Raw genomic sequence first — 23,200 nt, 5'->3', positions numbered from 1 at the left:
TTTGCAACAGGTGATGCCTATTTTAAGACGTGGCCGGTAAGGATACCAATTGACAGTCGAATGAGAAAGGAGGTTCTGTTTAGTTGTTGGAGTGACACAGCGTTCAGGATATTTACCATTGATCTTCCTAGGTAACCAAAGATTAATTAATTTCAGAGAGGAGTAAAATTATGAATCATGAGTTATATCATTCAAAGAGAAGATTTACACGGAAAGCGGCAGCTCTTATGGCTGCAATGTTTTTTGCTGTTGCTGCCGTATTATATGGTACTTTTAACTACGCAATTGTTTCCTCGGCTACCTCCGTACAGGATACGGATGTAACCAACAAGGCAAGTTTTTCCACCGATGTAATCTATCAGATAGTTACGGATCGTTTTTATGATGGGGACACATCCAATAATCCCACCGGTGCGGTTTTTGATACCGGAGATTTAACTAAGTATCATGGAGGTGACTGGCAGGGTATCATTGATAAGATTGAAGACGGTTATCTGACCGGACTTGGTGTTACGGCACTCTGGATATCCTCTCCGGTGCAGAATATCACGGTAATTGACGGCTCTAATGATAATGCCTCCTATCACGGATATTGGGGAAAAGATTATTTTAAGACAAATGCTGCCTTTGGATCATTTAGTGATTTCACAGAACTGGTATCAGTAGCCCATGCAAATGGTATCAAGATTGTCATCGATTTTGTGCCAAATCATACTTCTACTGCGGTATATGGCGAGGACGGAGCCTTGTACCGGAACGGCAGCCTGATAAGCACTTACACCAATGATGCACAGGGGATATTTAACCATGAAAAGGAATGGTCTGATTACAGCACCATTGAAAATGGAATCTATCACAGTATTTGGGGACTATCTGACCTGAATCAGCAGAACAGCACGGTAGACACTTATATGAAGGATGCTATAAATCTGTGGCTCGAGCTTGGAGTTGACGGTATCCGTGTTGATGCCGTAAAGCATATGTCCCTTGGCTGGCAGAAGAACTGGCTCAGCAGTATCTATTCCAAGGAAGGTGTTTTTACTTTCGGGGAATGGTATTACGGCGGAACCACAAATGATAAGGACTTTTCGAATTTTACAAATAATTCAGGCATGAGCCTGCTGGATTTCAGATTCGCCAATGCAGTCCGTAATGCCCTGGGCAGCAAGACCGGTTCCATGCTTGATATCAGTAAGGTGGTTGCCGATACCAGTACGGACTTTAAAGAAGTCAATGATCAGGTGACCTTTATGGACAGCCATGACATGAGCCGGTTTATGACCTTATCGGGTAACAATGCAAGAGCAGTGGAGAATGCATATGTCCTGCTTCTGACCTCTCGTGGGGTACCGAATATTTATTATGGAACGGAACAGTATCTGACCGGTGCGGAAGATCCGTATAACCGGGGAGATATGACTTCCTTTCATACTTCTTCAACGGCTTATCAGGTAATCAGCAGGATTGCCCCTTTACGTAAATCCAATCCGGCACTTGCTTACGGCTCGACGCAGGAGCGTTGGACCAACAGTGATGTATTTATTTATGAAAGGCAATTCGGGAACAGTGTGGTACTGACCGCTGTTAATCGCTCCAGTACCACCGGTTATGATATAACGGGTTTATATACCAATCTTCCCGCTGGTACCTATGATGATGTCATGCAGGGATTGTTGGGAGGCAACAGTATTACCGTTGCAGGTAACAAGTCAGTAGGAACTTTTAACCTGGCACCAGGTGAATCCGCAGTATGGCAGTATACTTCAACCAGTGCAGCCACACCTGTTATAGGAAATGTGGACCCCAACATGGGCAAAGCCGGTAATGTGGTAACCATAACAGGAGAAGGATTTGGTGCTTTGACAGGATCTGTTAAGTTCGGTACCGCTGCTGCAGTTGTGAATTCCTGGTCGGATACGATTATTAAGGTAACCGTTCCTACTGTAACTGCCGGAAATTACAATGTTTCAATAACAACCTCCGACGGACTTCCAAGTACCCCCTATGATGGTTTTGAGGTCTTGACCGGAGATCAGGTATCTGTAAGATTTAAGGTTAATAATGCGACGACCTCCTGGGGAACGGGAGTATATCTTGTGGGAAGCTGCTATGAACTTGGTAACTGGGACCCTGCCAGGGCTATCGGTCCCATCTACAATGCAACGGCAACCATAGGAGCATATCCAACCTGGTTCATGGATGTAAATGTTCCTGCCGGAAAAACCATAGAGTATAAGTTTATTAAGAAGGACAGCACCGGAAATGTAACCTGGGAAAGCGGAGCCAATCATTCCGTTACGACACCTGCTTCCGGTACCGCCACGGTAACGGTTAACTGGCAATAAACTGCTATTCATTCCAGCATTCGTATAGTATACTTAAAGGTAAAGCTGATAATTTAATATAGGAGTGAAAATTATTATAGCATGAGATACACGTAGTAATATATGAAAAATACAGAAATATAAGAGTTTTTGGTTATATTCCTGAAAAAGCGGAGAAAAGCTGGGATGAAGGAGTTTATACTAGAAGTATGTGCAGATTCTGTGGAATCTGTACTGGCAGGTGAGCAGGGCGGAGCCACAAGAGTTGAATTATGCGGAAATCTAATAATTGGAGGAACAACTCCAAGCCCCAAATTATTTGAAGAGATTCGAGGGCACAGTACCATACCAATTCATGTACTGATACGGCCCAGGTTTGGAGATTTCTGTTATACGGAATACGAATATTCCATCATGAAAGAAGAGGTCAGGATGTTTCGGGAGTTGGGTGCCGAAGGAGTAGTAATCGGTATATTAAAACCCGAGGGAACTTTGAATATGGAGGCAATGTATGGATTGTTGTCTGAGGCTGAAGGGATGTCTGCTACATTGCACCGGGCGTTCGATATGTGTGCAGATCCCCTGAAAGAGCTGGAACAGGCCATAAGTCTGGAAATGGATACCATTCTTACCTCTGGACAGAAAAATCTATGTATGCAAGGAACAGCTCTTCTAAAAGAACTGAAGGAAAAGAGTCAGGAAAGAATCTGTATTCAGGCAGGAGGAGGCGTTAATGCCGGTGTGATTCCCACCCTCTACCGGGTATCCGGTGTAAAGGCCTATCATATGTCTGGTAAGGCTGTACTGGAAAGTGCTATGAGCTACCGGAAACCAGAGGTGAATATGGGACTTCCTTCTTTCAGTGAGTATACAGTTTATCGTACCAGTGAGGAAGAAATCAGAAAAGCCAGACAGGTACTTGAGAACTTACAGGAGGATACTCAGACGTAATATTCTCACAGAAATAAGATAGGAGTCCTCCCTTTTGTGGAGAAATAGTAAAGTATGGATTAAGATAAAAGCTGCCGCAGAAATGTGGCAGCTTTTTGCTATTAAGTCTGTATTACCAGGTTCCTGATGGAGTTTTTTACGAATCTCCGGTAGAACGCCGGAAGATAACTTTGGAGGTTATATAAATGATCTCATGGGGAACGTCTGGGTATTTAATCCGGTATAAAATCTGGAGAGCCAGGCGAAAGCCGATATTCTGATTAAATACCTGTACCGTGGTCAGATTTTCTGCCAGAGGATTCTCTGTATTCGCGTCAAAACCGGAAAGAGCAATGTCTTCCGGTATACGGATTCCACGCTTAAGCAGCAGTTGCATCAATATACATGCCACATAGTCATTTGCACAGACGAAAGCCTCCGGCAAATGAGGAAGGGTATCAAGAAAGGCTCCGATCTCTTCTTTGTAGGTATCGATACCTATTGCACCTGTAAGGCTTAGTTTCTGGTTATAGGAAAGACCATGACGGAGCAAGGTATTCTGAAAACCCTCGAATCGTTCATAATTTGAGTGGGCGTAGTTGATATCGCCAATAAAAGCAAAAGATTTACGTCCCTTTTGTATCAGGTGCTCCGTTATGGCAGAAATTCCTGTACGGTTTTCAGTTAAAATCAAATCTCCATTCAACTCTGCAGGGGGAACTAAAGCCGAGGTATCCAGAAATACCTTGGGAACAGGAGTGGCTGCAAGTAATCGAAGCAATTGGGTATCGTAGACATTCATGATAATAATTCCGTTGGTGCTGCCATTTGTGAGAGATACAGGAAGGGTATAATTGGCGCTGACAGTGGAAGGCAGATAGGTATAAACCAGGTTGACATTGTGGTGGGAAAGCTCCTTGGCAATTTGATGTATAATGGTCATCCAGAAGATGGAGGTCTCCGGTCGGCATACGGCAACAGCAATATTTGCTGAAGGCTCCTCTGAAGAGGCGGAAACAGCTGTAGAAGCATCCATAACAGATGAAGTATCAAAGTTCACCGGAAAAATATAGTTCAGTTCCTGTGCTTTGTTAATGATTCTGTTTCGAAGCTCAGCAGAGACGCCTTCCTGTCCGCTAAATACTTTCCATACCGTAGTACGGGAAACACCAAGGGAATTTGCAATTTTTTGCAGGGTTATCTTTTTCATCGTTTTTTCCCGAGAATACCGCAGGGCACGCCTTTGGTACTGCCACTAATATAGATTAAAAATATAGTATTGTGGCGTCCTTTCTATTATCTTAATCTTTTATCGCTGCACCAATGCTGCACTCATTTGCTGCTATTATACCAGTAATTTTGATTCTTTTCAAATACATCATGAACGAACTGAACATTTCTGTTTAACGTATTTCAGTTTTTCCATTGGAGTAAATTATAACAGTTTTATCAGGATGAGCGGAGGGGCAGGAAATCTCAAAGGTATGAGAAGTCGTTTCTATTTTGTAAGGAAATGCTTTTACACAACGGTTTATGTCATTGGGAGAATAGTGTTCAAGAATTAAAGTAAGCTCCTTCAGCTGCGAGGTATAACAGCCGTTTAAATCCAGATAGATATTCTGGGCATAATAGAGTTTTCTTAATTCCCATTTTCGGTACTCGTCTTCCGGAATAATACAGGAGGTTTCGTCTTCCGTTGTTCCTGTAAAAAATACAAAAGCCCATAATTCAGGATAATGTATGTTGATCACTCCTGTGGGGGCTAAGACCCAGTTGTCTTCCGGCAGGAGATTTCCGGTTACAGGTTCCGTACACTTTCGGTAGCTGCCCTCTAGGATATCGGTCTTCCAGTGCACACGGGAAAAATTAAGACGGTAGTATTCACCGTTTTGGGGAGCACGTTTATGGGGCAGGCATTCGATGATAGATGCGAAAGGGATAACAACTTCCGCAGACCAGCTTTTATTTGGAGCAGACGGATCATTTACGCGGCCGTCGACATATACGGCGGTACGTAGGCCCTGGATATCATAACCATTGAGAGCATTTCCTTTATCTCTGTAAGCAGCGGGGAGAAAGAGGTCCCATACGGTATTCAAAGCGTTCATTTCAAATTCATAATACTGGTGGGTGTCGGAATCCGGGTCGATAAAGATCTCGAAATCATTGTCCTGAAAGATTACGGCATCTCTCTCATTCACAGTACCCCATATTTCATTTCCTTCAAGACTTGCACCTATGTACAGATTCTCATCATCCCACAGCATTTTGACCTGGGTTCTGAATCTGGGTGCAGGCTTATGTTCTCCTTCAATATCGATAAAAGGATCAGTATAGGGAGCAGTTTCCCAAAAAGGTTTATCCAGTCTTCCGTCCAGGGTAAAGGGTTCTACAGCTCTGCGGCAAGGGTAAACCGGAGGATTAAAACCCACTGACGGTATTGGAATTCTTACAGGTTTCATAAATACCTCATTTCTTATCGTCATAATAATCGGCTTATTTGTGACTGCCGGATAATCTCATTATAGCATTCAGTGAACAAGTTTACAATAAATACTTAACAAAATGAACAAAACATCAAAAAAGATAAAAGGAATTTTACAATACAAAATTTCAATCCAATAGAAAATTTGAAACTGAAAATTTTAAAATGTAGTAAAAAAGCAGTATAATTGCAACTATTCAATATACAGTCTGCTGCTATACTTTTTTTGTCAGAGTATCTGAAAAAACTTAAAAAATAAAAAGTTTTAAGCGAAAATTTGTAGAATGTTAAGAAAACAGAACATTTTTACAAAACATATTGACATAAAAGTGAACAGATGTTAAAATCAAACCAACAAAATAACTACGAAACACCCAAATAGGAAAGTTAAATTATATAAAATACACAAACAAAATTTAGAAAATGAAAAAATGTTAAAAATGTTCATTGAGATATCTTAAGCAGTTCCAGAGTGGAAGAAAATTTAAATGAAAGGATGCCACAAAAGCCATTCTTTCGCTCTTTCTTGTTTTAGCAATAAAATGCAGACTGATTTGCATTTATTGTGTGGCTAAAAAGAAAATGATTTCAAAAAGAGAAAAGAAGAAAGGCCATACTCTCAGGATATTTAAAAGAGATCTCTCGCTTTGGATGTTCTGTCTTCCGGGTATCGTATTGACCTTTATCTTCAGCTACATTCCCATGTACGGAATACAGCTTGCGTTCCGGCGGTATAACGGAAGAGAGGGGATATGGGGCAGTCCCTGGGTGGGGCTGTATTATTTTAAGAGGTTCTTTGAATCCCCTTATTTTGATTCAACCATTCGAAACACCCTGGTGTTGAGTCTCTACGGGCTCCTCATATCCTTTCCGATTCCAATTATCCTGGCACTGATGCTGAATTCCTTTCGGCATAAGAGATACCGAAAAGTAATTCAGACAGTTACCTATGCACCGAACTTTATTTCAACGGTTGTCATGTGCGGTATGATCATACTGTTTCTATCGCCTTCCGTGGGGGTAATCAACCACATAATGGAGTTTCTGGGGCTTGATACATTTAATTTTATGGCTAAGAAAGAATATTGGAGACACATATATGTCTGGACGGGAGTCTGGCAGAGTACAGGATGGAGTTCAGTCATCTATTTTGCAGCCTTATCCGGTATAAGTCCGGAGCTGCATGAAGCCGGGCGCTGTGATGGAGCTACCAAACTTCAGCTTATTCGATACATAGATTTACCCTCCATTCTGCCTACAGCGACCATCCTGTTAATCATGAGCTGCGGAAGCATTCTTTCTGTGGGTTTTGAAAAAGCCTATCTGCTTCAGAATAATCTGAACCTGACGGTATCTGAGATTATTTCCACCTATGTCTATAAGGTGGGTCTGATTAACAATGACATATCTTATTCAACAGCCATCGGCCTGTTTAATACGTTGATTAACCTGGTCATGCTTATAGCCGTTAACAAAGCGGCTGATAAGCTCTCAGGCAACAGTTTGTGGTAGGAGGAAAAAGAATGGATAAGAGGAAAAAGAAAACAAAACGATGCAGGGAGGATGTCATATTTGATACGGTAACATTTCTTGTTCTGTCGCTGATTTTATTGATTGTGGCTTACCCCCTGTACTGGGTGGTTATTTCATCCATCAGCAGTCCCAGTGCCGTATCAAGCGGTGAGGTTCTGTGGAAACCCATCGGATTTACCTTAAAGGGTTATAAAGAGGTCTTTCGTAACAGCGCCGTAATGAGAGGTTTCCTGAACTCAGTTTTTTATACAGTCTGCGGAGTTTTAGTCAACCTGGCAGTTACCCTTCCGACAGCTTATGCGTTATCCAGAAATGCATTTGGTGGAAAGAAACCAATAACCATTTTTTATATGATAACCATGTTCTTTGGCGGCGGTCTGATACCTACATATTTAGTGGTCAAGAACCTGCACCTGCTTAATACCATGTGGGCGCTTATCCTTCCGGGATGTCTTAGCGTCTATAATATGATTGTGGCCAGAACCTTTTTTAAGTCCAATATTTCAGAAGAATTGTATGAAGCGGCTGAGATAGATGGGTGTTCCCAGGGGAAATTTTTCTTTAAGATTGCTCTTCCGTTGTCGAAAGCCATTATTGCCATTTTGGTACTCTATTATGGTGTGGGACATTGGAATTCATACTTTTCAGCATTGGTTTATATCTCTGACAAAGATTATTATCCGTTGCAGCTGGTGCTGCGGAATATCCTTATTACGAATGAGACAGCTCTGTCCCAGACAGCAACCACCCAGGCGGCAAGAGATGCTCTTCGTGAGAAGCAGCAATTAATTGACGTTATGAAATACTCCCTTATTATAATCAGCAGTATTCCGGTGCTGGTAATGTATCCCTTTATTCAGAAGCATTTTGTTAAGGGAGTGATGATTGGTTCCGTAAAGGGCTAAGGTGGCTGAAACCGCTTGTGGCAGTTATGAAGGAACAAAGGGGTTAAAACGTATTTTTGAGAGGGAAAGTTATTTGCCGGTGCTTCCTAATGTGCCGGTACAAATAAAAAAAGAAAGAGGAGGTATTATTATGAAAAGGAAAGCAATAGCACTCTTATTGGCTATGGCAATGTGCACAACAGTTTTTTGGGGTTGCGGCAAAGGAAACAATGGAGAAAGCAACAGCAAGGCAGCAGGGGCAGGTGCTTCTGCGGATACGACGGATGAAAATGGCAAGATCAATGGACTCATGAACAAAGAAGGGCTTCCGCTGGTAGATGAAGGTACCTATGGTTTCTCGATTTTTGTGGATGATTCCAGTGAATCCGGAGAATTCTACATGATAGATGAGTTTAAGAAACAGACGAATGTAGATGTTACACTAAAGGTTTTTCCTTATGAAACTGCCACAGAGCGACTGAATCTGGATCTGAATTCCGGTGATTATGCGGATGTTATCGGAGGCTGGACTTTAAATGACAGTATGATCCTGACCTATGGAGTAAAACAGGGTATTTTCATTCCTCTGGAAGATTATTTTGAGAAATATTGTCCTAATATCTCTGCTATCCTGGATTTACCGGGCGTAAGAGAGAAAATGACAGCACCGGATGGACACATTTATACCATACCTTATGTAACCGGCGATACAACGGTCAGCTATTCTCCTTATATCAACAGCAGATGGCTGAAAAATATAGGAATGGAAATGCCTGCCTCTACAGAGGAATTCGCAGACGTACTAAGGGCTTTTAAAGAAAAAGATGCCAATGGAAATGGTGACGCCGGCGATGAGATTCCTTTTTCTGCAGATCCCAATAATAAACATATAGAAGCCATGACCGGTTGGTTTGGGTTACCCATGGACAAATATGGTGTTGCTATACAGGGGGATAAGGTTGTTTACGGCGGTATCAGTAAACAATACAGAGAGTTCCTGAGCTGGTTCAACGGCCTTTATAAAGAGGGCCTGATAGATATGGAACTTTTTACACAGGACTCTTCCACCTGGGAAGGAAAAGGAAATAAAGATCTTTATGGTGTATCCATCGCTTATGGCAGCAATGAATTTTCAGGTATTGTTCAGACAACGGAGAAAAGTGAATTTGACGTACTCCCTGTACTTAATACTGACAAAGAAGGTATCTGGTTAAAGGATACTAACGGTTTCAGTGTATTCAGAACCCAGGCTGTAATTACTGATAAAGCAAAGAATCCTGAAATTATCTGCAGGTGGTTTGATAATGCCTTTGCACTGGAAAATGGAATCGGCTGCAGCAGAGGTCCTGTAGGAGTTGTCACAATGAAGGAAGGTAACGGTTATCGTGCAATTGATACTTCAACACTTCCGGAAGATCAGCAGGAAAAGGTCAGCTGGAGCAACTTATGGCCACAGGCTCTGCCAAAATATCTTCCTGCAGGCTTTAAGTTCATTGAAGACAGCCCTCTTTATGATGAGAAAAAGACAATGGAAAATACCTATGAGGCTAATCTGACAAAAGAGGTCATTCCCTCCAACTGGATAGCTCTTGACGATATCGACAGATATTCTGATATCAGTACAGCCCTTACAGATTACTTCAATCAGCAGCAGGCTCTCTTCGTTACCGGAGAACTGGATGTAAATGATGATGCTCAATGGAAAGCCTATACAGACGGTCTTAATGCCCTTGGCCTGGAGGATTGGGTTAAAATGCGAGGAATTGAAGGAATAGCAGAATAACAAACGGCAGAGGTAGAATAGAGGATACCGGTGAAAAGCATATTACTGTATCTCCGGTGATATGCTTTTCTTTTTGAAGAAACTTTGGGTAAGAAGGGATCAGGTGACACAGATGGAGAATAAATTAGAGGCTGCACTTACCTGCCTTGACGTTACAGAAAAGTTGGAAGCGGACAGCCGGAGGTCAACGTCAGAGGAGACAGAGAAGCAGGAGAATGAAAAAGCAGCTGCGCAGGATAAAATAGAAAAAGGTGTCCACAATTACAGTACAGCAGAAGAATATGTCTGGCCTGAGGATGAAAAAGTTCGGCAGAAACTGGAGTGGTTCCAGGATCAGAAACTGGCACTGATGATGCATTGGGGACCGTATTCCCAGCTTGGAATCGTTGAATCCTGGGCACTTTCTGATGCGGATGCGGAATGGTCCAGAACTGGAATTGATTGGGAAGTAAGCGGTGAAGAATTCAAGAAGCAGTATTTTGATCTGAATAAAACCTTTGCACCGCTTCGGTTTGAGCCGGAAAAATGGGCTGATATTGCAGTGGAGGCAGGTATACGCTATCTGATATTTACCACCAAACACCATGATGGGTTCTGTATGTGGGATACCCGTTATTCAGATTATAAGATTACGGGAACGGACTGCCCATATCATAGTCATAAATATGCAGATATATGCGGGCATCTGTTTGAAGCCTTCCGTAAGAAAGGAATTGGTATAGCGGCATATTTTTCAAAAGCGGATTGGCATATAGACAGTTACTGGGCTGAAAATTATCCGCGGGGTGAATATATGTGGAGGGGACCCTCCTATGAACCATCAAAACAGCCTGAGGAATGGGAGAGATTTACTGAATTTACCCGGAATCAGGTGAAGGAACTGGCAACCAGGTATGGGAAATTGGATATCATGTGGTTTGATGCCGGTTGGGTATGCAAGGAAAACGGCCAGGATATCCGCCTTGGTGAGACGATAGAGGAGATCAGGACCTGGCAGCCGGGAATGTTATGTGCCGACAGAACGGTTGGTGGTGCTTATGAAAATTATATTACCCCAGAGCAATGTGTGCCGGAAGAACCGCTTAATGTACCTTGGGAGAGCTGTATTACCTTGGGAACTTCCTTTTCTTTTGCCTATGAAGATGTCTATAAAACCCCCAGGGAAGTAATCCATCTGTTGACGGACATTGTTGCAAAGGGAGGCAACCTGGCAATTAACGTGGGGCCACAACCCGACGGGCGGCTTCCTAAGGGGGCGATTGCTTCTTTAAAAGGAATAGGTGCATGGCTTAAGCTTTTCGGAGAGGCCATTTATGGTACCAGGATTTGTGCGCCATACAAGGTGGATAATATTGCATTTACCAGAAAAGAGGAGGTGGTATACGCCCTGGAACTGTTCGCAGAAGACGACGATGTTCCGGATAAGGTATTTCTTCCTTTTAATGAAAAGGTTAATCGGGTGACAATGGTTGGTACCGGTGAGAATATACTTTTTGAGAACACAACGGGAGGTCTTCAGATATCGGTACCCTGGGAGAAGGGCAAAGAGGCTCCTGTAGCCAGAGTATATAAACTGGAGCCGGATGCGGCTTTTGGAAGCTGATGGAAATAAAATTGCAAATGTTTTGTTACTTGTTAAGTTTGATGAAATTAATGCAACAGCAGACGATTAAAATAAGTCTATAAAAGGAAGGCGGAAAAAAATGTTTACGGTACAACTGCAGAAATACGCTTCCGATAAATATGAAAAACGAAAAAAGTATTACGGCTGTCTTTTGGCTGATATCGAGGAAGGCTTAAAAGGCTGTAAAGAAGAGGAAGCCGTGCTGATGCGTTTTCTTTACGGCACTATGCCCTTGCGTGATGCCGGAGAATATGGATTTGATGTATTTTTAAGCTTTGTACAGCATGCCCTTTGGCTTCGCAGAGAGAGGGAATGGTGCCGTAAGCTGCCGGAAGAGATATTTATTCACTATGTGCTTTATTACCGCATTAATTCCGAAAGCATCAGCGACTGCAGAAATTTTTTCTATGAGCAGCTAAAGGATAGGCTCGAGGGTTTGGACCTGAAGGCTGCTATACTTGAAATCAATTATTGGTGTGCGGAAAATGCTGCTTATGAAGCAACGGATGAACGAACTGTCTCACCTATGACCATGTTCCGGTGTAAAAGGGGACGCTGCGGAGAAGAATCTACCTTTGCAGTTACGGCTTACCGGAGCGTGGGGATACCTGCCAGGCAGGTATATACACCAAGATGGGCCCACTGTGATGATAACCATGCCTGGGTGGAGGTTTATTTAGAGGGAGACTGGTATTTTCTGGGTGCCTGCGAACCAGAGGAGGAACTGAACAGAGGCTGGTTTACGCAATCCGCCAATCGCGCTTTATTAATTCACAGCCGCAGATTTTCCGAATTCCCGGTGGCTTCTTTGGAAGAAACACTAGGACAGGAAGGAGTACTGACCTATTGTAACCATACTTCTTATTATGCCAGGACAGAGGAAGCATTGGTGATTGTAAAGGATGCCTATGGAAAGACAGTGGAAGGTGCTCAGGTTTCGCTGGAGATTCTTAACATGGCGGAGTATTATCCCGCCGCTGTTCTTGTAACAGACAGTAAAGGAGAAATACGGATAAAAGCCGGACTTGGAGATATCAGAGTCAGGGCTTTTATAGGGGAGGTTTTCGGGGAGAGGAAGCTTACCATTAGCCCGGGAGTAAAAGAAGAACTTCTATTACATACACAGAGTAATAACTGGTTGAGTGACAGATGGGAATGGGAAGAATATCGTGCACCGACGGAACATCCGCTGCATCCTGCTTATGAAAGCAAAGAACAAAAAGAGAAAAATACAGCACGCATAAAAACTGCCAGAGATATCAGGGAGAAAAACCTCTTGTCCTGCTATGATGAAGAGGTGGAAACTCTTTACCCGGAGGATCTTGAAGCCATCTGCAGAGCGGGGGAAAATATACAAGAACTAAAAGCTTTTCTGACCAGAGACCAGAAAGAGCTCAGGAAACAGCTGCTGCTTCATCTGTCGGAAAAGGATTTTAAGGATCTGAAGGCTGAAATCCTGGAGGATCATCTGGAGCCGTATAGTGAAGAATATGGATTTTCCAGGGAAAATTATTACAGATATGTACTGTGTCCCAGGATTTTCAAAGAGGAACTTACACCTTATAAGAGTTTTATCCGTAATTATTTCAGTAAGGAAGAGAAAGAAGTTTTCGCAAAAGAGCCTGATCTTATCTGGAAATACATTAAAGCAGGCATAGGCTATATTCCGGAAGAAGAATATGAAACCCTATGTGCTACACCCATCGGCAGTCTGCGGCTTGGGCTGGGAAGCCCTTTGTCACAAAGTATTTTGTTTGTAGCTATTTGCAGAAGTCTTCATATTCCAGCCAGGTTAAATCCGGTAACCCAAGCTCCGGAATATTTATGTCATGGAGTATTTGTTTCACCGGAGAAAGTAGCATCAGCCAATACTGCAACCTTGGTATTGAAAAAGAAGAAAGACAGCAGATGGAGCTATTATCAGAATTGGACCATCGGTAAGCTCAAAGGTATGCAGTTTGAGACCCTGGTCTATGAGGGGAAGGTCTTCTGGGAGAATGAACTTAAGCTTAGCCTGGAGGAAGGAATCTATAGGCTCATAGCTGCCAGGCGTATGCCGGAAGGGCATCAGAAAGTCTGTGAGAGGGTTTTCCGGCTGGTGGAGGGAGAACGTAAAGTCATTGATATGGCAGAGTGGAAGACGGAAATGCAGATACCAAAGAACCGTGTTAAGCTGGAGAATTTTCTTTTTAACAGCAGCAGTGGAAAGAAAAGCAGTCTGTTCGAACTGGTGAGGCAAAAGCCAGCTATTCTTGCATTTTTGGGGACAGGAGAAGAACCCACTGAGCATGTCCTGAACGAATTGCTGGATATGGCAGATACGTGGAACAACAGCACAGGCAGAATGCTTATAGTACTGCGGGAGCGATTTGAATTGGAGAATATTACCCTGGGAAAAGTCCTTGCGAAATTATCAGGTATTGAAATATATTTTGACAGCTCAGACAGCTGTAACAGAGCAGCGGTGATGTTACAGCTAAATGAAGATAAACTGCCGGTTCTTATCCTGGCGGACAGAGAAGGAAACAGTGTGTATGCCTGCGGGGGCTATCATGTAGGCAGTGTGGAATTTATGCGGAGACTACTGGAGGAGCAAAAACAGTAAGGAGGACAAAGAGTGAAAGAAAATAATAAAATGAAAGAATGCCATGCGGAGATTCTTACCGTTATTCCGTGGCAGGATAAGCCGGAGGGGTACAGCAAACCGGTCTGGCGTTATGACAGCAATCCTATCATAAATAGAGATGCAATACCTACTTCCAACAGCATTTTTAACAGTGCGGTAATCCCCTTTAAGGATGGATTTGCAGGAGTATTCCGTTGTGACAGCATAGCGGTTAGCATGGATATCTATCCGGGCTTCAGTGAAGATGGTATCCATTGGAGGATTGAGGAAGAACCGATTATTTTTCTGGGAGAGGATAAGGAAATCCTGAAAAGGGAATACCGTTATGACCCCAGGGTCTGCTTTTTGGAAGACCGTTATTATATAACCTGGTGCAACGGCTATCATGGGCCAACGATTGGCATCGGGTACACTTTTGATTTTAAGACCTTTTACCAGCTGGAAAATGCTTTTCTGCCTTATAACCGCAACGGTGTACTGTTTCCCAGGAAAATCAACGGCAAATATGCCATGCTCAGCAGACCAAGTGACACAGGGCATACACCATTTGGAGATATCTTCTACAGCCAAAGTAGTGACCTGGAATATTGGGGACACCACAGACATGTTATGTCTCCTGTAAAAGGCGACGAATCTGCCTGGCAGGGCACAAAAATCGGCCCTGGCCCCATCCCCATCGAGACAGAGGAGGGGTGGCTTCTGATCTATCATGGAGTCATACATACTTGCAATGGCTTTGTGTACCGTGTAGGCACTGCCATTTTAGACCTTGAGGAACCCTGGAAAGTAAAATACCGCTCGAAATATTATATTTTAGGACCGGAGGAATATTATGAGCGGGTGGGTGATGTTCCCAATGTGGTATTCCCCTGTGCAGCTCTTACTGATAAGGATACCGGACGAATAGCGCTATATTATGGCTGTGCGGATACGGTAACCGGTCTGGCCTTTACTACGGTGGAAGAACTGATAGGCTTTACCAAAGCACATGCCTTAACTTAATAAAAGAAACGGAGGAAAAGAATACAGAGAATGGGGAAGTTAATCGGATATGTCAGCACCGGTGATCTAAGTGAGGTGACTGCAGAGGATAGTAAGAGTCTGGATGTGATCAATATAGCTTTCGGGCATATAGACCATGGGTTAGCGGAGTGGAATCATCCCGAATGCAAAGCGGTATTGTCAAGGATAAAATCCCGGAATCCGGATATAAAGCTTATATTATCCCTGGGAGGCTGGGGGGCTGCCGGCTTCTCTGAGGCTGCTATGACCAGTGAGAACAGAATACGCTTTGCTGCTTCCGCGGTAGAGCTCATAAGAGAATATGATCTGGACGGAATAGATATAGACTGGGAATACCCATGTTACCGTGTGGCTGGTATTGATGGAAGCGAATTGGACAGAATGAATTTTACGTTATTGCTGGAAGCGTTCAGAATAGCACTTGACAGGGCAGCCGAAAAGGATTACCTGCTGACCATTGCGGCAGGCGGGGGTGAATACTTTACTGCCTGTACGGATATGAAAAGTGCACAGCAGTATCTGGATTACGTACAACTGATGACCTACGATTTAAAGGGAGGTTTTCTGAATTTTACAGGTCATCATACCAGTCTGTATTCTAATAAAAGAGATTTGTTTCCTGCCAGTACGGACCGTGCCGTGGAATGCTTTATCCAGGCAGGAGTTCCAAAGGAAAAGCTGGTAATCGGTGCAGCCTTTTACTCCAGGCTGTGGAAGGGTGTACCTGATATTGAGCATGGTCTGCATCAGATGGCTGCAACCACCGGCGGCTACGGTCCTGCCTATTACAGCCTGCTGGCAGATTTTATTGACCGGAATGGATATGTCCGTTATTGGGATGAGGAAGCAAAAGCTCCTTATCTGTTTAACGGAGATACCTTTATAAGCTATGATGACAGAGAGTCGCTGAAAAGAAAAGCGGAGTATTTAAAGGAGAAGGGTCTCCATGGGTTGATGTATTGGGAGTACGGCTGCGACAAAACGCATACCTTAACCGGCTGGTTAAGAGAGCAGATAGGCAGTGCACCCGGTAGTAACGGAGATTTCTAAGGTATTTCTCACTGAAAGTTCAGCGGCAGATAGCGGCATAGTACAATAAGCAAGATCAGAAGAAGTCCCGATGGCCTTCCTTCACACAATGGATCCGGGTATCCGCCGTTGTGTGGAGGAAGGTCATTGTTATTTGTGAAAAAGGTCATATTATTAGAGGAAAAAACTTTAATTATTACACTTTTTATTAAAAGAATTTTGTCATATAATAAAATGTATAAATACTTGTCTAAATACGAAACATACTCGCGGCAGTTCATAGGAAATATAGATAAACGACCTCCTTGCTCTGATTTGCGGCACTGCTGCCTCTGCAGACAGGAGCGGCATATAACGGGGCTGGCGCTGCCTTTGGTAAAGAGTTGCAGGATATGGGAAAGGTTTGGTTATTATATGGTTAAGAAACATAAGCTTATTGGCATTCTCTTATGTCTGGTGATGGCTGTTACCATTACAGAAGGTTGTGCTAATAATCCCCAAAACACAGAGATTTTGGGAGTTACAGACTCTTCCGGTGATAAAGGTAAGGATTCCGGAAAGGAAGGTAAAGCAAAATACAAAGAATTCATAACAGTGGATGTTTTTGATTCCCAATCCAATTATCAGGGAATACAATCGGGCTGGCTTGCAAAAATTATCAAAGATAAATTTAACATGGAACTTAACATTATTGCACCAAATGTTGCAGGAGGCGGTGAAACCCTGCTTCAGACCCGCAGTGCAGCCGGGAATTTGGGCGATCTTATCCTTACTTCAGCAGCCGGCGGAAAGCTTCAGGATCTTGTTACGGCCGGACTCATAATTGATATGACGGACTTCATGGAGGGAAAAAAGAATCTGTCCAAATACCAGGCAGCGATTGAATATACCAACAAAACACTTGCAAAAGAGGAAGGGATTTGGACAATCCCTTCGGAAATATCAGAAAGGCCTGCTGATACGAATCTGGGAGGTACGGTTTTAAATTTTGGAACTTATATCCGATGGGATCTGTATAAACAGCTGGGTTATCCGAAAATGAAGACTCTGGAGGATCTGCTGCCAGTGATGAAAGAGATGCAGGACATTGCAGGAGTCAGTGATTCCGGTAAAAAAATCTATGCCTTTTCCCTGTTTAAGGATTGGGACAGTGAATATCTGGGGGCAGCCAATCAGATACCTTACATGTATGGCTATGCACCCATTGGTTATGCCTATGCAAAAGCAGATGATTCCGAGGAACCTCAAAGTGCTTTGGCGGAGGATTCTCTGTATATCAGGGGTCTTAAATTCTTTTTCCAGGCAAATCAGATGGGACTGTTGGATCCGGAATCTACTACTCAGAATTTTGACGCTTTATCAGAGAAATATAAGGATGGTGCAGTACTGTGGTCACCCTGGCCCTGGCAGTCCTCCGGATACAATACAGCAGATCATACCTCCTCCGGCAAAGCTTTTAACACAGCGGCTGTTGAGGATTTCCAGCTGTATGACTGGGGTTGTTATACCAAAGGAAATCCCTATAATTCCATAATGATCGGCAGTAAGGCAAAAGATCCGGAACGGCTAATGGATTTTATCGACTGGCTCTATTCACCGGAAGGTCTCACAGTAGCTTATTCAGGCAGTTTGTCCGGTATAAAGGGGCTGATGTGGGAAGTAGCAGACGGTAAACCGGTACTTACGGATTTTGGCTATAAATGCCTGACCAATGGTGATAAGACCCTGATGCCCGAGGAGTATGGCGGAGGAACCTATCTTGACGGTATTGAAAGACTGAATTTCAAAGCTGTATCAGATGGTGAGATTAACCCTGAGACCGGTTATCCTTACAACTATCTGATGTGGGATAACTATATATCCTTGAACCTTACGGATATGGAAAGGGACTGGCAGACCCATATGGGGGCTAAGAATGCAACAGAGTATTTCTATAAAAATAAACAGGCCGTGATATCCGTAGGCAGCGGTTATGCTGTACCAGCGGAGGATCCGGATATCACTACTATCCGGGCTCAGATTCGTTCAACTATTGTAGAATACTCCTGGAAGTCAGTGTTTGCGAAAGATGAAGAGGAATTTACCCGGCTGATAAAGGAAATGACGGACATTGCCATGGGACTGGGGTATGAAAAGGTTTTAAATATTGATCTGCGGAATACAGAAGAGCAGAAACAGGCAAGAGAAGCTATTGATAATTAAAGGTATGCTGGAATTTATGGGGGTGTTTTATGTACACAGTTCTGATAGCAGATGATGAAGCAATCATCAGACGTGGATTAAAGAAAGTAGTCAACTGGGAAAGGCTTGGTTACAATATTACGGGAGAAGCTTCCGATGGAGAAGAAGCACTTTCCTTCCTGGTAAACCAAAACCCGGACGTTGTACTGATGGATATAAGGATGCCGCTTATGGATGGACTGGAGGTTATTCAAAAGGCCAGAGCGGGCAATTATAAAGGAAAGATAATTATCTTAAGCGGGTTCTCTGATTTCGCCTATGCGCAGGAAGCTATAAGATATGATGTTAAATTTTATCTGAACAAACCATTGAATGAGCTGGAGCTGGAAGCAGCCTTGAACTCCATATCCCATGAGCTGCAGGAAGAAGCCTGGGAGAAAAGGACGGTAAGCCATTACCGTGAGAAAGCAAAAATTGCTATTTTAAGGGATCTTATTAACGGTGAGGCGGATATCTCCAGGATTAATTTGGCGGACCTGCATATGACAGAAAATATCTTCCAGGTACTGATATATGAGAAGTACAGCCACAATATAGCAGATACTTCCTATAATTTCTCTGAAATATTAAGAGTCACCAATCAGGATAGCAATTCACTTGAAAGTATTACGATTAAGGAGAATCAGGTCATTATTCTGAAAGGAGAATTCGCCATTGGACAGTTCAAACGATTTATTGAGAAATATGAATATGATCTCAAACCACAGAAAGGTTCACCTTTAGATACCTTGTTTATTTCTTACGGAAGAACTGTCTCAGAAGTCACGGAGATACGCACCTCCTATCTGGATGCTTTATTTTTAATGCAGAGGCGTTTTTTCTGTGTCCAGGACCAGCATACCATAGGACCTCCTGATACAGAAGAAGATAACAATGAAAAGCTTCCTTTCGACCATGAAATGATAAACAGTTTTTTTCATCTGCTGGTAAATTATATACAGACCCACAACCGTAATCTGTTGGTGGAAACACTCCACGAGCTGGAAAAGAAGCTGAATAGGTGTGAAATTAATATACCGGATATCAAGCTGTCTTTATCGGACCTTTTTTTGCAGATCAAGGACAAGATTAATAATTTGTATGCCGGCAGCAAAATTCCTTTTCCTACCAATACCCAGATTATCAATTTTATAACCACCAGGAATTATCTTTATGAAATTCTTGCTTTTTTTACCGAGGAATTTGAAATTATTATGAATACAGTGGGTGTTTCCGGCAATGACAGTGTGATAGACAGTGTAATCTATTATATCGAACACAATTACAAGGAAAATATCAAACTGGAAAGTATAGCCTGTCTATTCGGGTATAACAGCTGCTATCTGGGAAAACTGTTTCACGAAAAAACCGGTAAAAGCTTTAATTATTATGTGGATTATGTTCGGGTGCAGAATTCCATTAAATTGTTGAAGCAGAATAACATGAAGGTTTATGACATCGCAGAGAAGGTTGGGTACCGCAACGTAGATTATTTTTATACGAAATTCAGAAAGTATACGAATCTCACACCGACAGAATACCGGAAACAGATGCTTAAGGGGTGAGGACAGGGAGAAGGGCTTTGCAAACAAAATCAAAAGTAAAAATAAAGACGCAGATGTATATTATATTTATTCCTTTTCTTGTAATACCGGTTGCTTTCATCGGTTTATTTCTGACCCTGTATTTTGCCAAAGCTTTATACCAGCAGACCTATTCTCAGCTGGAATCCGATAATCTCAGGGTGAAGTCCATTTTATTGGACTGTACCCTGAACATCTTTAATATGTCCGAAGATTTTATCAATGATAAAGCATTGCTCTCAATGCTCACGGAAAAAGCACCGGAGGAAACGGAATTCAGCAGCCGGATCAATACCTATGACCGTTTTGATACCTATATGAAAAACAATACAGCACTGGCGGCTATTACCGTATATACGACCAATACCTCATTGCCAGAGAGCTTTTACATTAAACATGCCACTCCTCAAGTGAAGGATGAATGGTTTTCCAAAGTCTCCATACCCTCCAGCAGTGCCTGGGTCAATTACACGCCGGAAAACAAGGAAAAGAGCTTGTTACAGCTGACCTTTATTCGTTCCTTTCCTATTGTAGACTCTGATGAGCATACCAATGACGGGGCCATTCTGGTGGTTACGATCAGTACGAATTACTTAAAGAACCGTATACAGAACAACAAACTCTTTACAGCAGTCTCTCTGAACAAAGACGAAATCTTCTTCAGCACGACAAGATCCGTGCAGGGAGAAAAACAACAGGTTCCCATTGATTTTGAGGAAAAATATTTTACCTCTAAAGGTTCTCTGAAATATCAAGGGAATAAGGTTCTGGGATATATATCTTCCTTGCCGGCCTATCGTTCTAAGGATACCTATTATATTACCACCCTGGATCTGGAGGCGTATAACAGTATCTTTAAGATTGTGGTCATGTGTGTGGTCATAACACTTGTATCCATTGTCATACCGCTAGTAGGAATCCTGTTTTATACAAAGAAATTCAGTTACAGGGTAATTGCTCTGCGTAAGGCCATGAGCAGTGCCAGTACAGGGGAATATGATATTATTGATACTTTGCGGGGAGACGATGAACTGACGGAAACCTTTTTTGATCTGAAATATATGATCCAGGAGATAAAGAAAAAGGAAGCTCAGGTATATGAAGCTCTTATCAAGCAGAAGGAGTTGATCAACCAACAGCAGAAGATGGAATTCAAGCTGCTAGCCAGCCAGATAAATCCTCATTTTATATATAACACACTGGAAACCATCCGTATGCTGGCAATTGAGAACGATGATTATAATGTGTCCACTGCTATTAAGCTATTGGGACAGGCAATCCACTATGTATTGGAAAATACGGAAACCTTTTCGACTACTCTGGAAAAAGAGCTGAATTACATTGATGTCTATCTGCAGATTCAGAAATTAAGATTTGAGGACAGAATCAGCTACAGTATAACGATACAGGAGGATATCAGAAGCAGGGAATATCAGATTCTACCATTATTGTTACAGCCGATTGTAGAAAATGCAGTAACCCATGGTCTGAAAAACGTCAAGAAAAATGGATGGATTAAGGTGGAGGTGACCTCGGATAAGGAGTCTGCCCTGTATATTACCATTGAAGATAACGGCATTGGTATGGATACAAGGGAGTTGAACCGGCTGGACACCAAAATCAAAGAAAAATCAGATAACACAAGGATAGGAATCGGGCTGAACAATATAAATCAGAGAATCAGATTATTCTATGGTGAAGAGTATTACATGAAGCTTGAAAGTACGCCCGAGAACGGTACAAAAGTTCGGTTGATGCTGCCTCTGATTCCGGTGTAATCAGTGTGCTCCTGCAATAGAATCACGGCTGCCAGAAGAAATTAAGCAACAATCCGAAACCACTTTTATTACGGAATAATAGTGGTTCCGGTGTTAAATACAATATGTCAGGTAATTTTAGGATTTGAGTGCTATAAACGAACTTTGTTCGAATAAGCACACAAATCCTTTTTTAGACTAATTAGCTATGAGCCACAATCCGGTGGGGGACATAGGGCTCTTCCATATAAGCGATTTCTTCCGGTGAAAGTCTGACATCCAGGGACGGTACGGCTGCTTCCAGATGGGAAATCTTTGTAGCACCGATTATGGGAATTGTAACCGGCTGTTTTTGCATCAGCCATGCCAGGGCTATCTGGGTTCGGGGAACTCCGTGCTGTTGTGCAACTTCTGCAAGTCTTTCCACCACCAGTCTGTCGGCGTCTATGGTAGAATCATACTTGTCTCTTTGCACCCGGTCAGTTTCATAGCGTTTTGTGGTCTCTGACCAGTCTCTGGTCAGTCTTCCAGAAGCCAGGGGGCTATAAGGTGTCAGAGCTATTTTCTCCTCTTTGCATAAGGGTATCATTTCTCTTTCTTCTTCCCGATAGATAAGGTTTAAATGGTTCTGCATGGATACAAAACGTGTCCAGCCGTTTTTCTCTGCAGTATAAAGAGCTTTCTGAAATTGCCAGGCATACATGGAGGAGGCACCGATATATCTTGTCTTACCTGCTTTTACCAGGTCATGTAGTGCTGACATGGTTTCTTCAATAGGAGTATTATAATCCCATCTATGGATGATGTAGAGATCTACATAATCCGTACCAAGACGTTTCAGGCTCTTATCGATCTCGCTCATAATAGCTTTTCTGGAAAGTCCGGCTCCATTGGGACCCTCCTGCATCTTATTGTATACTTTTGTTGCAATAACGATTTCATCACGGTTTGCATAGTCCTTTAAAGCTCGTCCGAGGATTTCTTCGCTTCTGCCCAACGAATATACATTAGCGGTATCAAAAAAATTAATACCTGAATCCAGGGCCTTTTTGATTACAGGCCGGCTTTCCTCGTCTGTTAATGCCCATTTATGAACCCAGCCTGCAGGATCACCAAAACTCATGCAGCCAAGGCAAAGCCGTGATACCTCTAAACCGGTGTTTCCAAGTTTAACATATTCCATATGATTATCCTCACTTTCCTGATAGTATGATACAAGTCTACTGTATAGAGTTCACTGCATGTCAAGCAGTTTTAGCAAAAAGGTAAATTTTATCAATAAATATTGTTGTTTTCCCTTAATTTCCTATGCAATTTAACCCTAAAGCTGTAGCAATCATACACAAATCTGTTTAAATTCTATACAAAAATTCATATAGGCATTGGTATCAGTATAAAA

The 23,200-nt window shown here is 42.6% G+C and carries 15 protein-coding genes; 12 read left to right on the top strand and 3 right to left on the bottom strand.

The window, feature by feature from the left end:
* Positions 1-170: 170 nt before the first annotated feature.
* Together R2R35_RS04445 and R2R35_RS04440 are read left to right on the top strand one after the other, a co-directional pair.
* Positions 171-2,345 carry an alpha-amylase family glycosyl hydrolase gene (locus tag R2R35_RS04445; protein ID WP_317733290.1) on the top strand — a complete coding sequence of 725 codons (2,175 nt, stop codon included), beginning with the start codon at positions 171-173 and terminating at the stop codon, positions 2,343-2,345.
* Positions 2,346-2,510: 165 nt separating this feature from the next.
* Positions 2,511-3,275: a copper homeostasis protein CutC gene (locus R2R35_RS04440; protein WP_317733289.1), complete on the top strand. Its 765-nt coding sequence runs from the start codon at positions 2,511-2,513 to the stop codon at positions 3,273-3,275.
* Between the two features lie 136 nt (positions 3,276-3,411).
* Here the strand turns inward: R2R35_RS04440 and R2R35_RS04435 are convergent, their stop codons facing one another.
* Together R2R35_RS04435 and R2R35_RS04430 are read right to left on the bottom strand one after the other, a co-directional pair.
* Positions 3,412-4,464 (bottom strand): LacI family DNA-binding transcriptional regulator, encoded by a 1,053-nt coding sequence (locus tag R2R35_RS04435; RefSeq protein ID WP_317733288.1) that lies wholly within the window; start codon positions 4,462-4,464, stop codon positions 3,412-3,414.
* A gap of 193 nt (positions 4,465-4,657) precedes the next feature.
* Positions 4,658-5,716, bottom strand: coding sequence for a carbohydrate-binding family 9-like protein (locus tag R2R35_RS04430; protein ID WP_317733287.1), 1,059 nt, complete (start codon positions 5,714-5,716; stop codon positions 4,658-4,660).
* Positions 5,717-6,321: 605 nt separating this feature from the next.
* On the opposite strand from R2R35_RS04430, the gene R2R35_RS04425 reads away from it, so the two are divergent.
* The 10 genes from R2R35_RS04425 to R2R35_RS04380 all read left to right on the top strand — a co-directional run bounded on the left by R2R35_RS04425 (position 6,322) and on the right by R2R35_RS04380 (position 21,822).
* Positions 6,322-7,251, top strand: coding sequence for an ABC transporter permease (locus tag R2R35_RS04425; protein WP_317733286.1), 930 nt, complete (start codon positions 6,322-6,324; stop codon positions 7,249-7,251).
* Positions 7,252-7,262: 11 nt separating this feature from the next.
* The gene (locus R2R35_RS04420; RefSeq protein WP_317733285.1) at positions 7,263-8,177 is read left to right on the top strand and encodes a carbohydrate ABC transporter permease; all 915 of its coding nucleotides are present in this window, start codon (positions 7,263-7,265) and stop codon (positions 8,175-8,177) included.
* Positions 8,178-8,307: 130 nt separating this feature from the next.
* Positions 8,308-9,939: an extracellular solute-binding protein gene (locus R2R35_RS04415; RefSeq protein WP_317733284.1), complete on the top strand. Its 1,632-nt coding sequence runs from the start codon at positions 8,308-8,310 to the stop codon at positions 9,937-9,939.
* Positions 9,940-10,051: 112 nt separating this feature from the next.
* Positions 10,052-11,542, top strand: coding sequence for an alpha-L-fucosidase (locus tag R2R35_RS04410; protein ID WP_317733283.1), 1,491 nt, complete (start codon positions 10,052-10,054; stop codon positions 11,540-11,542).
* A gap of 100 nt (positions 11,543-11,642) precedes the next feature.
* Positions 11,643-14,168: a transglutaminase domain-containing protein gene (locus tag R2R35_RS04405; protein WP_317733282.1), complete on the top strand. Its 2,526-nt coding sequence runs from the start codon at positions 11,643-11,645 to the stop codon at positions 14,166-14,168.
* A 30-nt stretch (positions 14,169-14,198) separates the two neighbouring features.
* Positions 14,199-15,191, top strand: a complete 993-nt coding sequence (locus R2R35_RS04400; protein WP_317734745.1) for a glycoside hydrolase family 130 protein — start codon at positions 14,199-14,201, stop codon at positions 15,189-15,191.
* Between the two features lie 30 nt (positions 15,192-15,221).
* Positions 15,222-16,262, top strand: coding sequence for a glycoside hydrolase family 18 protein (locus R2R35_RS04395; RefSeq protein WP_317733281.1), 1,041 nt, complete (start codon positions 15,222-15,224; stop codon positions 16,260-16,262).
* Positions 16,263-16,655: 393 nt separating this feature from the next.
* Positions 16,656-18,443 carry an ABC transporter substrate-binding protein gene (locus R2R35_RS04390; protein ID WP_317733280.1) on the top strand — a complete coding sequence of 596 codons (1,788 nt, stop codon included), beginning with the start codon at positions 16,656-16,658 and terminating at the stop codon, positions 18,441-18,443.
* 29 nt (positions 18,444-18,472) lie between these two features.
* Positions 18,473-20,026 (top strand): response regulator transcription factor, encoded by a 1,554-nt coding sequence (locus tag R2R35_RS04385; protein WP_317733279.1) that lies wholly within the window; start codon positions 18,473-18,475, stop codon positions 20,024-20,026.
* 17 nt (positions 20,027-20,043) lie between these two features.
* Entirely contained in the window at positions 20,044-21,822 is a 1,779-nt protein-coding gene (locus R2R35_RS04380; RefSeq protein ID WP_317733277.1) for a sensor histidine kinase, read from the top strand.
* 181 nt (positions 21,823-22,003) lie between these two features.
* Here R2R35_RS04380 and R2R35_RS04375 read toward each other — a convergent pair whose 3' ends face one another.
* The gene (locus R2R35_RS04375; protein ID WP_317733276.1) at positions 22,004-22,984 is read right to left on the bottom strand and encodes an aldo/keto reductase; all 981 of its coding nucleotides are present in this window, start codon (positions 22,982-22,984) and stop codon (positions 22,004-22,006) included.
* Between the last annotated feature and the right edge of the window lie 216 nt (positions 22,985-23,200).

Origin of the sequence: Anaerocolumna sp. AGMB13020 (assembly GCF_033100115.1) — a bacterium.
Lineage (GTDB): Bacteria > Bacillota > Clostridia > Lachnospirales > Lachnospiraceae > Anaerocolumna.
The sequence above is the reverse complement of the archived record's forward strand: the minus strand, read 5'-3'. Positions and strand labels throughout refer to the sequence as shown.

Coding starts and splice junctions, on each gene's coding strand:
- R2R35_RS04415 (WP_317733284.1), top strand. CDS start 8,308: ATGAAAAGGAAAGCAATAGCACTCTTATTGGCTATGGCAATGTGCACA.
- R2R35_RS04445 (WP_317733290.1), top strand. CDS start 171: ATGAATCATGAGTTATATCATTCAAAGAGAAGATTTACACGGAAAGCG.
- R2R35_RS04410 (WP_317733283.1), top strand. CDS start 10,052: ATGGAGAATAAATTAGAGGCTGCACTTACCTGCCTTGACGTTACAGAA.
- R2R35_RS04400 (WP_317734745.1), top strand. CDS start 14,199: ATGAAAGAATGCCATGCGGAGATTCTTACCGTTATTCCGTGGCAGGAT.
- R2R35_RS04420 (WP_317733285.1), top strand. CDS start 7,263: ATGGATAAGAGGAAAAAGAAAACAAAACGATGCAGGGAGGATGTCATA.
- R2R35_RS04440 (WP_317733289.1), top strand. CDS start 2,511: ATGAAGGAGTTTATACTAGAAGTATGTGCAGATTCTGTGGAATCTGTA.
- R2R35_RS04375 (WP_317733276.1), bottom strand. CDS start 22,984: ATGGAATATGTTAAACTTGGAAACACCGGTTTAGAGGTATCACGGCTT.
- R2R35_RS04430 (WP_317733287.1), bottom strand. CDS start 5,716: ATGAAACCTGTAAGAATTCCAATACCGTCAGTGGGTTTTAATCCTCCG.
- R2R35_RS04385 (WP_317733279.1), top strand. CDS start 18,473: ATGTACACAGTTCTGATAGCAGATGATGAAGCAATCATCAGACGTGGA.
- R2R35_RS04405 (WP_317733282.1), top strand. CDS start 11,643: ATGTTTACGGTACAACTGCAGAAATACGCTTCCGATAAATATGAAAAA.
- R2R35_RS04395 (WP_317733281.1), top strand. CDS start 15,222: ATGGGGAAGTTAATCGGATATGTCAGCACCGGTGATCTAAGTGAGGTG.
- R2R35_RS04390 (WP_317733280.1), top strand. CDS start 16,656: ATGGTTAAGAAACATAAGCTTATTGGCATTCTCTTATGTCTGGTGATG.
- R2R35_RS04425 (WP_317733286.1), top strand. CDS start 6,322: ATGATTTCAAAAAGAGAAAAGAAGAAAGGCCATACTCTCAGGATATTT.
- R2R35_RS04435 (WP_317733288.1), bottom strand. CDS start 4,464: ATGAAAAAGATAACCCTGCAAAAAATTGCAAATTCCCTTGGTGTTTCC.